Origin of the sequence: uncultured Ruthenibacterium sp. (assembly GCF_963558415.1) — a bacterium.
In the GTDB taxonomy this organism is placed as follows: domain Bacteria; phylum Bacillota; class Clostridia; order Oscillospirales; family Ruminococcaceae; genus Ruthenibacterium.
Genome location: NZ_CAUWGY010000008.1, coordinates 46,318 through 61,914, shown reverse-complemented (window position 1 = coordinate 61,914; position 15,597 = coordinate 46,318). Strand labels below are relative to the sequence as shown.

The following is a 15,597-nucleotide window of genomic DNA, read 5'->3' as shown; positions in this document are numbered from 1 at the left end:
AGCCGCCATTGCTGCCAGAAGATTTTCTAAATTATGCTCACCGCGAAGCCCTACATCTTCTTTACGAACAATAGGAGTAATACGGCCATCTTCTGCCATACAAAGCATTCCATCTTCCCGCAGGAAACTGCCATTGTCCACGACTGAAAAACGGGTAAACCATTTATAGCTTCCTTTTACGTCTGCTGCCATGGCACGTGTCACTTCATTTTCATAGCCCAAAACCGCTTTGTCATTCTCGCTCTGATACAGCAAAATGTTCCGTTTGGCGTCAATGTACTCCTGCATATCTTTATGATGGTCCAAGTGATTCGGAGTCACATTTGTAACCACAGCAATCTCAGGTGATTGCCGCATGCTGATCAATTGAAAACTGGACAGTTCCACCACAGCTATATCCGTCGGTTGGATCTGATCCACCACGGGCAAAAGCGCTCGGCCAAGATTTCCACCGAGATGAACGGTATACCCTGCTTTTTTCAGCATCTCCGCAATCAAAGTAGTTGTTGTGGTCTTGCCGTCCGATCCGGTCACAGCAATCTTTTTGCAAGGACAGAGTTTGAAAAAAAGCTCCATCTCGCTGGTCACACAAGCCCCATCCTTTGCAGCCTGCTGCAATTCTGGCGTGTAAAACTCAAACCCAGGCGTACGCATAATCATATCCTGGTTTTGCAAACCATCCAAGTAATGTTCTCCCAGAGAAAGAGTCACACCCAATTGTTTTAATACATCCCCATATTCGCCAAATGCCGATATATCGGTCTTTTTATCGCACAAAGTGACGTGTGCGCCTGCATTTGAAAAAATCTTGATACATTCACGATGACTGACGCCGGCCCCAATAAAAGCCACTTTTTTTCCTTTTAAACTCTTGTAGAACTGCGTGATTGCCTCGTTCATACAAAAACCGCACTCCTTCATCCCATAAGTAGTTATAGTATACCATATTGAGGACTTCTTTAAAAGGTTCTATGCAAACTTTTGTGCTATGTCATTCGTCCGGACTCCAATAAATAGCCGTAATAATCTTCTTGTATAATTTTCGCCGAATACAAAAAACGCTGTTCCATTTCCCAAATAGCACTTTCTATTTCTTCCTGGGACACAGTCTCTTTCGAATGTGAAGTGATCTGACCTGTTTTTGCATCGTATTGAAACCGGTCGGTAATAAAGCTGTGATCCGCAAACAAAACCATGGGTGCTGTATCGGAAAAAATATCGGTTCCCATCATAAGGCGAGAGTCGTAAGGAAGGCCAAACAAATTGGACAAGGTCGGTAAAATATCCAAACTAGAGCAATAAGTATCCACATCCACCGGTTCCATTCCGGGCGTCCAAAGTAAAAATGCATTTTCATAAAGTTCAAACGTTTCTTCCAAATTTTCTTTCCCACGCAACTGGGCGTATTGCTCATTTGTTAAACCATACGGATAGTGATCTGCACTTAATGCGATGACAGTATTGTTCAATTGTCCCGACTCGTCCAGCTTTTCTAGCAGCAACTTCAACGCATTTTCCAGCTCCAATTGACATGCAAGATAGGCTTTTACTTCTTCGCCGTAGCTAAGTGTTTCCACTTCTTTTGCATGTTTTGACGCCATGCTATTGCCGTTAAATGTATATCCCAAATGTCCACTAATGGTCATATAATACACATGAAAACGATTTTTTTGTGCATAAAACGGAAAACTCTGTTCTATCATTTCCACATCCGACTCAGGCCATTGGTTTGTCAGATTCAAACCACCGCCCTGACCATAATACACATAGCCCATGGCCGGATAAGATTTATCCCGATTGTAATAGGTATAATCATGTCCGTGAAATGCAAATGCGCAAATTCCTTCTTCTCCAAATTGATTTCCCAGCGCAAAAGGCATGGCATTGTCTGCAATTTCTGTATAGCTCCAAACACCTGTTTTGGGGAGCAATCCAGTCGTTGCTACAAATTCTCCATCGGATGTACTGACACCCCAAATCGGCGTATAAAAATGATGGAATCGAAACCCTTCTGTAAAAAGTTTGTACAAAGTAGGCGTTCGTTCCTCATCGATTAATGCTTCGGAAAAGCCTTCACAAGTGAGCAGAATTAGATTTTTCCCCTTAAATAGACCCGTATAATCATTTTGGGATGTAGGCGTGCGAGACGAAAAGAAGGCATTCATATCCCGTAGTACAGCATTCGTTTCCGGTGTCTCAAAATCAATGTCTAATATATTTTTCTTTTGTTCCTGTACCACTTGCGATTCGTTTTTTTCCTCTTCTTGAGGTTCTGGATCCAGAACTTCCACAGACGTCGGAATTTGCGGACGATCCAATTGATTATTTAATCCTAAACAATTGTACTTAACATCCAAAAGCATCGTAGGAAGAAAGCCAAACGTTTTTACGGAAGCGGCAGGTACAAATCCGTTGAGGAGCTGTGCTCTTGGGCTCACCGCCCCTTTTGTGTCCGCTAAACTAATACAAAGCGCGCAAGCGCACAACCATACCCCCGCCAAGGCGGCCGGAGCACGCATCAACGGGCGAACGCTGCTTAACATCCATCTTCGGTACCATGTAAACAAGATCAATATTTGCGTCAAAAAGCCAAGTATAAGCGGTACATTTTCTGCGGCCGCCTTTAAGGCCACCTGAGAAAACTCGACGGCCTTTCCAAGCCCTGAGATTGATTTTAAATAATAAGGTGTCTTAAAAATGCACCAGTACAGACTCTGGGACAGATAAATCATACTAATGCCCATGCAGCAGACGCTTTGCAAGCGGTACGCTGTCTTCGTCTTAGAAAACAAGGTTCCTATCACGTAAAGAAATGCACCGCCACTCAATGCAAACAGTACCTTTGATACTGTCCATCCCAATCCAAGTCCAACGGACACAATAAATTCGTCCCACAAAACATAGGCGAAAACAAAAAGTCCACTGACTACTGACCGCCAATGCGCGCTGGCAAAACGATTTCCCCATTTTTTATATAAATTCAAACAAAACGCCCTCTTTGCAAATCCAATTATATCATTATATGCTTTTTATGTGCATTCCGTCCATTTCTCTCAACTTTTCGGACCGCATTTTTCACTTGTACGGTCGCGTGTATCATGGTAAAATATTTTTCGTGTAAAGCAACTTGCCACGCTTAGAGCGCTAGCGGAAAGAGAGAGGGAAACAGATTGGAAAAGGATACGTTCAGCCTATTCGGAAGTCACTTGTTCGATGATCGCACCATGCAAGAGCGACTGCCGCAAAACGTGTATGACTGTTTACGAAAAATTCGCGACGAAAACCAAGCATGGGATCCGCAAGTTGCGGATGTCGTTGCTGGTGCTATGAAGGATTGGGCCATCGAACTAGGTGCAACTCATTACATTCACTGGTTCAGCCCTATGACGGGTACCGGATCCGGCAAGCACGACAGTTTTATTGATGGAGTGCGCGAAGGCGAGCCCATTATGCGTTTTTCCGGGAAAATGTTGGCTAAGGGAGAAAGCGATGCCTCTAGTTTCCCTTCTGGTGGTTTGCGTGCCACCTTTGAGGCACGTGGATATACCGCATGGGATCCGACCTCTCCTGCGTTTGTCCTTGGTACGACGTTGTACATTCCCACTGCCTTTTGTGCTTACACCGGAGAGGCTCTGGATCAAAAGACCCCTGTTCTCCGCAGTATGCAGGTCTTGAACAAACAGGCTTTGCGTATCCTTCGAGCACTGGGCGATACAGAGAGCGTTTCCGTACAGCCGACGGTTGGTGCAGAACAGGAATATTTTCTTGTAGATAAGGATCTTTTCGATCAGCGTTTGGATTTGAAGGTAGCAGGACATACACTGCTGGGAGCACTGCCGCCCAAAGGTCAAGAACTGGAAGATCATTATTATGGCAGCATCAACGAACGCGTCCGCGCCTTTATGCGTGAACTGGACGAAGAACTCTGGCGTCTGGGTGTTCCCGCCAAAACGGAGCACAACGAAGTGGCACCGGGACAATATGAGCTTGCCAGTGTGTTTGCCACAGCCAACATTGCGTGCGATCACAACCAAATCATGATGGAACTCATGAGAAAAGTAGCACTGCGGCATGGCTTCGCTTGCCTGCTGGATGAAAAACCGTTTGCGGGAATTAATGGATCTGGTAAGCATAACAACTGGAGCATTGTGACAAGCAACGGGCGTAATTTATTGGATCCCGGCGATGAGCCCGAAAAAAATCTTATTTTCTTAGTGAGCTTATGTGCAGTAATTACTGCCGTAGATAAATATGCCGATTTGCTGCGCATGTCCGCTGCATGCCCTGGGAATGAGGCTCGCTTGGGCGGAAACGAAGCGCCTCCTGCAATTGTCAGCGTATTCTTGGGGAATACCATCACCAACTTGCTGAAAGAGTTGGCAGAAGGTCACACGTTTGAAAAGGCCGCCCGAGGCGAATTGCACACAGGTGTTAAAAGCCTTCCCTTGCTGGCACTGGATGATTCCGATCGAAATCGTACATCTCCCTTTGCCTTTACCGGCAATAAGTTTGAATTCCGGATGGTCGGTTCCAGTCAGAGCATCGGCTTAGCCAATGCCGTAACGAACGCCATCGTTGCTGATGTATTCCATGACTTTGCCGATAAACTGGAAGGTGCATTGGACGTTCATGCCGTAGTGCACGAAATCATTGCGGAAACCTGGCGTGACCACAGCCGCGTAATCTTTAACGGAAACAACTACAGCGCTGAGTGGGCCGCTGAAGCTGAGCGCAGAGGACTTCCCAATTTACCCTCGATGGTGGATGCCGCCAATGCGTTTATCGAGCCTAAAAATTTGGAAATGTTCCAGAGGACGAAGGTATTCACAAATACCGAATGCCATGCCCGCTATGAAATTATGCTGGAAGACTATGCAAAGCACATCCACATTGATGCATCGACTATGGTATCCATGGTGGGACGTCATATCGTTCCTGCGGGCTATGAATATCTTTCCAGCCTGAGCCGCGCCGAATATTATACCGAGCAAAATGGTTTTGCCTGCGCCAGCGCCAAAGCTAGCATCGAAAAACTGTGCGTGACCATCGACCGCACAGTGGGTGCATTGGAGGCCCTTCGCCGCGCACTGGCGGAACTGGACTCCAGCCATTTGGGAGAGCGTGCTCGTGCAGAGCGTTGCCGTGAACTTGCCCACAACGAAATGGCAGCGCTGCGCAGTGCCGCCGATGAATTGGAAACACAGGTGCCGCAGGCTCATTGGCCGATTCCTGATTATTGCACTCTTCTGTTTGATTTATGATGAGGGACATCTACATTCAAACTTTCTCCAGTCCGGTTGGCCCTCTTGTCGTTGGAGAAAACAACGGCAGCATTTGTTTTTTGCGTTTTGGTGATATCCCCGATGGTTCTCAAATTCGTTCAACTCCCTTGCTAAAGGATGTGGGCGTTCAACTATCGGAATATTTTTCAGGACACCGCAAACATTTCGAAATTCCTCTTGCGCCGTGCGGAACTCCCTTTCAAGTTGCTTGTTGGAATGCTTTGCTCTCGATTCCTTATGGAGAGACTCGCAGTTATGCACAGCAAGCTGCGGCCGTAGGGAAACCGCGGGCCTTTCGCGCAGTTGGTATGGCCAATCATGTCAACCCCATTCCCATTTTAATTCCCTGTCACAGAGTCATTGGTTCCAATGGAAAGCTGACTGGATATGCAGGTGGATTATATTGCAAACGGTTTTTATTGGAGCTAGAGGCAAAATATGTATAAAATAAAACACCCTGTTTTGGTAAGGCCAAAACAGGGTGTTTTATTATTCTAGAATTTCCGCGTTCTCTTTATTGGGATGAACACTGGTTTCCATGTCACCGCTGGTGCATACCATTTCATTTACTCTTTTCGCAAGAATTTGTGCTGCCTTCTGCCGATCTTGTCGGGAGAGTCCATCACAATACACCGCTTCTCCCAAACACACACGCTTGCGCGTCGAGCTGCAATGTACCGGAATAAACGCCAATGGCTTTCCAGTAGCCGCACGATAATACTTATCCAACGCCAAAAAGCCGTTGTATGTATCTCCCATCGTAGAACCGCTATTCGAATAATCCACATCTGGACAAATGACCACACTTTTGCCAGATAAAAGAAGCTTTTCCGACTGGCGCAAAGTTCTGCGCACTGCCGCACTTTCACGATAAACCGGTACCGCGCCGATTCCTTGCATCAACAAAGGAACGAACAATGACAAAACACCTGCAACCAAAAACGCAATTGGTTTGGACCACCCGAAACGTTTTGTAAAGGTATAACGATAATACTGATTGAAACACTCCGTTCGGTCACAAAACACATGCAATGCCCAAATATGTACATTTTCCTTTAGCTGCGCAACCGTATGAATCGGACCATACAAATTTTGATGGTGGACAACATAAACGGCAGGCGCCTGTGGCAAGTTTCCTTCGCATTTCCAGCCGAACATGCACAAACGAACAACTCTTTTGGCAAAGCGTCCAAAAGCATTCCACTTAGGCTCTTTAGGTGCTTTTTTGGCAAAGACCCAATGCAGTTGGATTTGATAGCTAATAATAGCCAGAACGATGTCCACCAACAGTTTGGACACCATTTCATCCATATGTGTAAACGCACACATAAAATAAGCACCGCCAATACTGGCTGCCAACTGAAAAGCCCATAGCAAATAGTAACGAGGCAAAGAACCGCTAAAAGATTTGTCCTGTACATAAGGCAATTGTCGATTGCACAAATAATTGACGACCGAAGAAGAGGTTCTAGCCAAAGAAGCAGCCAATGCCAAACGAGCCGCCAGTGGAAGTCCCGCCAAAATCCATTTTACGAATATGCAATAAAGGAACACATCCACTACAACGGAAATCGCAGCAGCGGCACTGTATTGAAAGACACCGCTCAAAATTCGCCCCAAAATGGGCAAAGCATCTCGAATTGTTCGAAAATGGCTTCCCGCATTGTTTTCAAAATAAACGGTCTCAATGGGCACAATCGTAAAAGAAAGTGCTTTTTGCCGAGCAAGCACCAGCATATTTAACTCATACTCATAACGGTCACCTTTCAATTCAGCCAAATCCGGAAGGAAATTGGCCGGAAGCCCGCGCAAGCCCGTCTGGGTATCCTGAAGGTCAATGCCGTAGACAAACCGCATCGCCCAAGACATAACCTTATTGCCTATTGCGCTGCGACCCGGCGTGTTCTCATCAAAATTGCGACATCCTAATACCAGTGTATCAGGATGTGCCGCCAAAGCGTTCCAAACTGCCTTTACATCCTTTACCGTATGTTGTCCATCACAATCTACGGTAATTACACTTGGCGTCTGCTCGGTGTGTTCCAAAACATGACGAATCGCTGTCTTTAAGGCCGCACCTTTTCCCCGATTGACTGGGTGTGTTAATACTTCGCATCCCATTGCTTTGAGCTGTGCAAACAATGGTTCCCAGTTGGGACCACTACCGTCATCCACCACCAACGGAAGTGGAAGATTCGCTTTCTTCATCTCTTCTACGTAGTGGATCATTCGCTCGTCCGGCTCATAAGCCGGAATCACAATTTTACAATTCATGCGCCGCATCCTCCTCGTCCTCATACTATTAGACGAGTATTCTTTCCTAAATACGTCAATTTTTATCTATTTTTTAAAAGAATTCGAAGCCTCTGTCTGTCTTTTGTATAAAAAGCCCTCTCATGCACAGAAACGAGCATGAGAGGGCACGCAGAAAATTATTTGCTCTGTTTGGAACGCTTTCCGCGTTTCGCTACGGTCGTTTTCTCTTGTACTGGCTTCTTAGCCGGCTCAACTGGCTTTTTTTCGCTAGTCACTTTTTTAGATTGCAAAGCAGCCTTCAAAATCTCTTCTTCCTTTTTCTCAACAGATTCCTTCATCGGCTGTGCCGCAACAGATTTCTTTACGGTACGTTTCTGAGCAGCGGGTTTCTTCTCGGCGGACTTTGCCGCTTTCTTGGGTTGTTTTTCTTCGGTCAATTTCCAAATCTGGTTCTGTCCGTCTACATCTTCCCAAATTTGAACACGCGCACCATTTTCAGTGCTCATATCTACAATGTCCAATACTTTTCCGGATGCTTTTGAAACAATTTTATATCCGCCACGCACGGCTACAAACTGCCACAGTTGATTGTCTTTTCCAATATAATCCCACTGATGCACCCAGCAGCCATTCTCTGTTCCCGCAGAAGCCACATCCAGCACTTTTCCAGTCAGTTTGTTTTCCACTTTGTACACGCCATCAGCCACTTCTACGACCAGCCATTTCTGACTATCGACTCCGGCGTTTTCCCACAACTGCACAGCCGCTCCGCTGGCATGATCAAAATTTGCTACTTCCAGTACACGTCCGTCTTTTGCTGCGATGGTATAGCATGTATTCGAAACAGGCTTTTTGCTTCCGACTTCTTTCATTGAGTCATACCTCCCTTATAAAAAAGACTATACCCAATCCTTTTGCTTTGTCAATCGCCTTAACATTAATTTGGCACCCTTAAACAAACTCGACAAAAACAGCGTTCAATATTTGGTCAAAATGCTCCGCATAAAAGTTACAAAAGCATAAAATCTAATTTAATGCTCGATACAAAATTTGGAGTGTTTCCTGTTCTAGCTCCAACTCATCGGGATGTGTTCGACGATAAGAAACATATCCTGACAATCCACTGAGCAAGGCCAGCACAGCATAACGCATTTTGAGAGAACGAGCAAAAACACCTTCTTCCATTCCCTTATGAACAAGCTGTTCCAGCAGCTTCTCAATTTTCCGGGAATATCCGCATTCCATTTGTCCGCAAAGATTTTCAAGCTTATTTTTCCCATTCAAACAAACCGTTAATACCTGCATGCCTACACTCTGCATTTCTATAACACGGTCTGCCGCACGCAAGAGAACACGTAATTGGCCATCCACATTCTCTTGTGCTTTCATCGCATTTTCCAAAAGTGAAAACTCGTTTTCCATACGATATGCAAATGCCTTTGCAAAAATTTCCTCTCGTGAAGAAAAGTATTCATATATTGTGCCTTTGCCAATGCCGGCCTCATCTGCAATCTGCTGCACTGTAATTGTGTGCAAATCGCCTCGCTGGGTCCAGAGGCGAAGCACACTTTCATAAATCTGTTCTTCCCGCTGAGTTCTCCGGTTTTGCATTTTGCTTCCTCCTAAAGACCGTTTACCTCACGAGCTGCATCCTCCGCTGCATCATCAAGCTGCGGATTATGCAATGGACGTTTCATCATGATATCGTAGAGAATCGGTACAATTACCAATGTCAAAAGTGTTGCATAGCTCAATCCGCCAATGGTTACAATGGCCATCGGCTGAGTCATCTCTGCACCCTGTCCAATTCCCAAAGCCATCGTGGACATTGCAAAAATCGTAGTCAACGCGGTCATCAAAACCGGACGAATACGGGTGCGTCCAGTTTTAACAATGGCCTCTCGACGAGACATTCCCTCCAACCGGAGCTGATTGATGCTATCCACAAACACGATACCATTGTTGACCACCACACCGGACAAAACCAAAAAGCCTAGCATGGCGATGATGGACAATTCCTTTCCGGTAATCAAAAGGGCTAATAACCCTCCGGTAAAGGCCAACGGAATGGTGAACATTACAATAAATGGACTCATCAAACTTTGGAACTGGGCCACCATGATCAAATAAATAAACACAATAGCCAATGCCAACATTTTGACAAGATCAAACATTGCACTGTTGATACTCTCGCTTTCTCCGGAAATGGAAACATCATATCCTTCCGGCAACGCATATCCATCCAACTTGTCGCGAATTTCACGACTGACCAGTCCAATGTTGTGTTCTTCGTCTATTCCAGCCGTTACAGACATTGTACGAACATTGTTTTCACGATGAATGGACGGAACACTGTCCGTTTCTGTTTTTGTGGCAATCTCGCTCAGCGCAACACTTTTTTCTTCACCGTCTTGTCCGGTAACCGTAAAAGTATATTGCATGATGCTGTCTCTTTGTGGAATGGCCGAACTGTCTTGAATGATCACAACCGGTACATTGTCTGTTCCAATTGTAAGTGTCGTCGCATTCGTCTCACTCTGAAGTGCTGTCGCAAGTTCACTATAAATCTGTGCCACAGTCAAACCATACTGCATAGCCTTCTCTTTATCGACGGTAATGCGTGTTTCCGGATTTCCCGTCACATCCTTCTCCGAAATATCTACAACACCTTCTGTTTGCCTCAAAATCTCCCGTAAATCTTCCGCGATAGAGTTCATCTCATCCAAATCTTGACCAGTGATGACCAATTCCAGCCCGGAACCACCAAGCATAGACATGTCCATTGTCGATTCGGTGACATCCACTGTACAATTCAGATCCTCAACCGCCTGTTCAATTTCGTTTTTCACATCCACATTGGTAACTTTGCGATCATCCGACAAAAGGATATAAAACTGAATGCCGCCAGAAGAACCGCCGCCCAGCATGCTGCTTGTGCCCGTACCCTGCATGGCACCCACGGTTTCCACACCTTCTACCTGAGTCATACGTGCCATTACTTCATCTGCCATCGCATAGGTTTCCTGTTGAGTAGACTGCTCCGGCATCGTAAGCGTAGCCGACATCTGCGGACTGTCCATACTGGGAATAAACGCCGTTCCCATCTGAGTAACCATCACTCCGCTGAAAACCAGAAGAGCCAGCGCGCCCCCCAACACCGGCATCTTACGCCGCAGTGCCCAGCGAAGGACTCTCTCATATTTATTGACAAATCCGTCAAATAGTTTGTGTTCCTTCTGGGTGGAATCACGTAGAACCGTTGCCCCCATTGCCGGAACCAGTGTCAAGGCCACTACCAAGCTCGCCAAAAGCGAGTAGGCGATGGTCAGCCCCATATCCGTAAACAACTCACGGGAAAGTCCTTGCGTAAATACAATGGGCAGGAAAACACAAATAGTAGTTAACGTGGAAGCAAAAATGGCTCCCGCTACCTGAGTTGCGCCCCGAACCGCCGCCTTTGTGGCCGGAATCCCCTCGCTGCGCAACCGATAGATATTTTCAATGACTACGATGCTGTTATCCACTAGCATGCCAACACCCAATGCCAATCCGGATAAGCTAATCAAGTTCAAAGTAACACCCGAAAAATACATTAAGGTGATGGCGCACATCAAGCTAAAAGGAATGCTACACGCAACAATTAACGTGGGCCGGACATCTCGAAGGAAAAGAATCAAAATCAAAATCGCCAGCAGTCCGCCCCACAACAGATTGGACAGAACACTGTTTACAACCATGTCGATGTAATCCCCCTGGTCCATAAGAGGGGTAATATGCAAGTCTGGATTCTCTTTCTGCAAGGTTTCAATGGCATCGTTAATTTTTCCGGATACATCTGCTGTAGAAGCTGTGCTCTGTTTTTGAAAACTCAATACAACGCCATCGTTTCCGTTCACCTTAGCATAGCTGTCGCCGGCATTATCGGTCAATTCTACGTTGGCAACATCGCTCAGCCGCACATCTCCGATGCCGTCCACATCCAAGTGCATCAGGACTGTGTCCTTCAGCTCATCCACACTCTGAAAATTATCGCCCACCTTGACCAGATACTGTTCTCCTGATTCGGTGATATATCCTGCCGGCATATTAAAATTCTGAGCCATCAAAATATTGGCCAACATTTCTTGCGTCAAGACACCCGATAAATCCGCCTGTTTATAGGCCTGATCTCGTGCCTGTTCGAACTGCTCTTGTGCAGCTTCTAATTGTTCTTGTGCCTGCGCCAATTGACTCTCTGTATTGGATAATGTAATTTCTCCCTTTGTCAGTTCATTGACCGCAGTCATTTTGCCGCTTTCCAGTGCCGCGTAACCTTCCTGAGCCTTTTTCAAAGCCTCCTCTAATTGAGGTTTCATCGCCTGGACCGTTGCTAACCGAGTGGAAATATTAGAAAGTTCCACATCAATTTCCGCAATACGAGAAGGAGCCTTATCGGCAGCCCCCTTTAATTGCTGCAAACGATCTTGCGTTAAATCAGATATCTGAGAAATTCCCATGGATGCCGCCTGCTGCCGAAAAGCTTCAAAACTCTCTGCATCCATTGCCAGCAGCTCTTCTGCACTGGACGGCATATCTCTTACAGATCGTATCGATTGCGCAATATCCTCGGGAATGGGAACCATGGGATTATCCAACAGCGCGAGAACGTCCTCAAAAGTTCCAACTTGAATTCCCCACTCAGACGCTACCTGATTTATCTGATCTACAATCTTTTGTTGCGCACTCTGTTTCGCACTAGACAAACCATTGTTGATCGCGTTCCAACCGTCCAGCGCCTGCTGATATCCCTGTTTTTCTGCTTCAAAAGCCTTTTGACTAGCCGTCAAAGAGGTCTCTTCACTGAGCAGCGCCGATACTTGTGCAGATGCACTGTCCACCTGTGCACTAGCATCTGCCAACTGGTCCAAGGTAGAGTCTTTCTTTTCATTCAACGCCTGTTTTCCCTGTTCAAGTTGTGCCTTTCCACTATTTAATTGAGCCTGGCTATCCCGCAATTCAGCCTGTGCATCTGCCAGCTCTCCATCAACGTTTGCGAGCACGCGGTCATTCAAAGAATCTATTTTTGCCTGATCCAGTGTTACAGAGACCTGCCGTTCTACCAATCCCGTTGCATCTACGCTGGCGACTCCGCTCAGTCTCTCAAACTCCGGAATGATTTCTTCCTGTGCGTAATCCGATACCGCAGCTACATCCATTCCATTGACGTCTACACTGGCGATCATAACGGGAAGCATATCTGGACTGATTTGCAGCAGCATGGGTGTACCAACTGCATCATCCAACTGTGCCTTGACCAAATCGACATTGCTTGACAATTCAATCATTGCCGAATCCATATTGGTCCCCTGCTCAAATTCCAAAATTACCAGGCTGGAATTTTCGCTGGATATGGATTGCACATTCTTGACTCCACCCGTGGTTCCCAAAACAGATTCCAGTGGTTTCGTTACAGTCATTTCAATTTTCTCCGGACTTGCTCCGGCGTATGTGGTAACTACCATCACATAGGGCAGTTCAATACTCGGCAAAAGATCTGTGGTCATTCCCATAAAGGATACCACACCTAAAACAAGTACCAATACTACTGCCACCAAAACCGTAAACGGCTTTTTGACGCTGTAATGAGACAGCATAAATACCTCCCTGCCGAACGAGCGGCGTTGACAAAAATCGACCGACCGGTCGGTCGGCTTTTCTATTATAACACTACATTTATGCAACCGGAAGTACTTTTCCTCGAAAAAATGCGGAAACATGCCAAATTTCACTTTTGATTTAAGCATTAAAAAAAGACTGAGCGCGCTCTAACCCGCTCAGTCCCTTTGCCTAACATGTCAATTTTCCCTATGTGCACCCCGCATAACCCAACGTTGCCTTTACTGACGATTGCTTATAAACAAAAGAGCCCTCTACTCAAGCAGAGGGCTCCAATTGAAAACAAATTAAGCCGCGGAAGAAGCATCCGATGAAGTAGCATCCGTAGACGGAGCCGCAGAAGAATCCTGCGCAAGGTATTCCTCAAAAGTCAGACCGCTGGCCTTGATTTTCTGAGCTTGGTCAACACCGACATAGCGCCAATGCCAAGGTTCCGGATCAAAGCCCGTTTTGTCCTTGCTGCCTTCCGGATAACGCTCAATAAATCCATAATTGGCCGCATTTTCCTGAAGCCACTTATACTCGTTGCTCGCACGATAAGCTGCATCGTCGTAACTGGAAACTGTACCTGTAAACAAATCCGCAGATAAGCCCAAATTGTGTTCCGAAGCTCCTGCAGGGCAATCGGTATATCCAGCATTGTAGTTGGTATTTTGTGCATCATATGTGCGGTAGCCGGCTTTCATGGTCAGCGTGTATCCCGCATCCTTAGCGGCCGCAATCAATTGGTTGAACGCTTCGGCAACACGGCTGTCCACTGGCACACCGCCTACATCCGTGGTAGAAATCGCATCGGCCTCTTCTTTGGTCAGCAAATTGTCACGATTGACCAGCCGCATATACCACTCATCTTTGGGAATGGCCTCTACCGCCGGTTCGGCCGGAGTTGAAACATCTGAGCTCACTCCAGAAAGATCTGATGTTCCGGAACTGAGCGAAGAGCTTTGTGAAGAAGACTCTTTATCGCCGCCTAAAAGCTTTGTAAACAAAAGTACGACCAACACCAACACGACAAGAGCAATTCCAATGAACAGCGGCAACTTATTTCCGCCCTTTCCGCCATCTGAACCACCCTTGCGAGAACGTTTAGGCCGTTCCTCTTCTTCCTCGTCATCGTCGTAATAAGACTCATAATCCGGATCCCCATCATAGAGGTCCGCAAAAACATCTTCTTTACCGTTTTGAGGCTCAGCTCCATATTCAGCTTCACTCGCGGCAGAAACAGCCTGATCAAATGCGCTGAAATCAATGGAAGGCATTCCGCCCAAATCATCTTTCTGAGGTTCCCCGATAGGTTCCAAAGGTGTATCAAAGGCAATTGGCTGCACTTCTGGTTCTTTGGGCTGTTCAAAATCCAAAGGAATCGTCTGAGAAATCACAGGATTCTCTGCTTTGGGTTCCTCTTGCAGAGGAGGCTGCGCATCAAAATCAAACGCCGCAGTTTTATTGAGTTCCGTCTGTTCTTCAAATGTAACGGGCTGAACCGGCGCCATTGGCTGCGGCTCTGGCTGCGCAACGCTCATTGGATCGAATACGCGGGTAGCCGCCTCTCCATCCGATTGAGCCGGAGTTCCCTTTTGTTCTGCAATGGCCTGATCCAACAATTGCTTCCATGCAGGGTTTTCTTGGGGTTGAACCGGCTGCGTTTGCACTGGTTCGATGGGCGCACTGGTCATGGCCGGCTGTTGTACCGGCTGGGAAGGTTGAGGGGGTACTGCCACCGCCGGCTGAGACTGCGCCTGACGGAAATGATCCAAATTCCAATCAATTGGTTTGGCTTTCACCTGACGACGAAGCGGCTCTTGCCGATTCGTCGAATTAAAGACCGGCACAGAACCAGTGGGTTTGGCCGGGGCCGAAACCGTTTGAGGAATCTCTACCGCAATGGGTTCCTGCTCAGTTGCCTCAGGCTCCACCACCTGTGTTGGCTCACTCGGTTGCGCGAAATCCAAGGGAATCGCATCCTCTGCAACTGGTTGAGAGGATTCTTCTTCCGCAAATAAACTTTGGAAGACCATCTCGCCAATATTTTTTTCCTTATTCTTATCCTTTACCTCGTTGGAAACAACAGGCTGGGCCGATTTAGGCTGATTTACGCTGAATACCTGTGTGGCGTCACTAACACCTTGTTCTGTCTGAGGTGCGTCATCGAACAGATTCAGCTCTTGCATACCTGCAAATGTACTATCCGTCGGTTTATCGTTGCCGTTAGCACCTGTACCATTCTCCGGTTCACCGGAGAAAAAATCTATATTGGGATTCGGCACAAAAACACCGCCTTTTCCTAAGTTTATGTACTATATATAATACCGCATTGCATTGTTTTAAGCAAGTATTTTTGCTGAAATGCCTGGTTGCTGGCCTTGGCTTTTGCTACCTTTTATGAAGAATTTTTTAAATTTCA

General features: G+C 46.5%; 9 protein-coding genes. 2 read left to right on the top strand and 7 right to left on the bottom strand.

The window, feature by feature from the left end; translation table 11 throughout:
* Nucleotides 1-900 (bottom strand): Mur ligase family protein (murD, locus tag AB5H98_RS02725; RefSeq protein WP_367924383.1); only part of this gene is annotated, 900 nt, incomplete at its 3' end.
* Nucleotides 901-986: 86 nt separating this feature from the next.
* A complete protein-coding gene (locus AB5H98_RS02720; protein ID WP_367924382.1) occupies nucleotides 987-2,984 on the bottom strand; it encodes an LTA synthase family protein in 1,998 nt (665 codons plus the stop codon).
* Between the two features lie 186 nt (nucleotides 2,985-3,170).
* On the opposite strand from AB5H98_RS02720, the gene AB5H98_RS02715 reads away from it, so the two are divergent.
* Both AB5H98_RS02715 and AB5H98_RS02710 read left to right on the top strand, forming a co-directional pair.
* A complete protein-coding gene (locus AB5H98_RS02715; RefSeq protein WP_367924381.1) occupies nucleotides 3,171-5,261 on the top strand; it encodes a glutamine synthetase III in 2,091 nt (696 codons plus the stop codon).
* Nucleotides 5,258-5,728 (top strand): methylated-DNA--[protein]-cysteine S-methyltransferase, encoded by a 471-nt coding sequence (locus AB5H98_RS02710; protein WP_367924380.1) that lies wholly within the window; start codon nucleotides 5,258-5,260, stop codon nucleotides 5,726-5,728. Before AB5H98_RS02715 ends, AB5H98_RS02710 begins: the two co-directional genes overlap by 4 nt.
* Nucleotides 5,729-5,771: 43 nt before the next feature.
* On the opposite strand, the gene AB5H98_RS02705 is transcribed toward AB5H98_RS02710, so the two are convergent.
* The 5 genes from AB5H98_RS02705 to AB5H98_RS02685 form a co-directional block, all read right to left on the bottom strand.
* Entirely contained in the window at nucleotides 5,772-7,556 is a 1,785-nt protein-coding gene (locus tag AB5H98_RS02705; protein WP_367924379.1) for a glycosyltransferase, read from the bottom strand.
* 158 nt (nucleotides 7,557-7,714) lie between these two features.
* Complete coding sequence (locus AB5H98_RS02700) at nucleotides 7,715-8,410, bottom strand: RICIN domain-containing protein (protein WP_367924378.1); 696 nt, start codon at nucleotides 8,408-8,410, stop codon at nucleotides 7,715-7,717.
* 154 nt (nucleotides 8,411-8,564) lie between these two features.
* Nucleotides 8,565-9,149, bottom strand: coding sequence for a TetR/AcrR family transcriptional regulator (locus tag AB5H98_RS02695; protein WP_367924377.1), 585 nt, complete (start codon nucleotides 9,147-9,149; stop codon nucleotides 8,565-8,567).
* Nucleotides 9,150-9,160: 11 nt separating this feature from the next.
* Nucleotides 9,161-13,171, bottom strand: coding sequence for an efflux RND transporter permease subunit (locus AB5H98_RS02690; protein ID WP_367924376.1), 4,011 nt, complete (start codon nucleotides 13,169-13,171; stop codon nucleotides 9,161-9,163).
* Nucleotides 13,172-13,480: 309 nt separating this feature from the next.
* Nucleotides 13,481-15,460, bottom strand: a complete 1,980-nt coding sequence (locus AB5H98_RS02685) for a D-alanyl-D-alanine carboxypeptidase family protein (RefSeq protein ID WP_367924375.1) — start codon at nucleotides 15,458-15,460, stop codon at nucleotides 13,481-13,483.
* Between the last annotated feature and the right edge of the window lie 137 nt (nucleotides 15,461-15,597).

What these genes read in the sequence shown, in the direction of transcription:
- AB5H98_RS02690 (WP_367924376.1), bottom strand. Translation starts at nt 13,171, where the DNA reads ATGCTGTCTCATTACAGCGTCAAAAAGCCGTTTACGGTTTTGGTGGCA.
- AB5H98_RS02695 (WP_367924377.1), bottom strand. Translation starts at nt 9,149, where the DNA reads ATGCAAAACCGGAGAACTCAGCGGGAAGAACAGATTTATGAAAGTGTG.
- AB5H98_RS02700 (WP_367924378.1), bottom strand. Translation starts at nt 8,410, where the DNA reads ATGAAAGAAGTCGGAAGCAAAAAGCCTGTTTCGAATACATGCTATACC.
- AB5H98_RS02705 (WP_367924379.1), bottom strand. Translation starts at nt 7,556, where the DNA reads ATGAATTGTAAAATTGTGATTCCGGCTTATGAGCCGGACGAGCGAATG.
- AB5H98_RS02710 (WP_367924380.1), top strand. Translation starts at nt 5,258, where the DNA reads ATGATGAGGGACATCTACATTCAAACTTTCTCCAGTCCGGTTGGCCCT.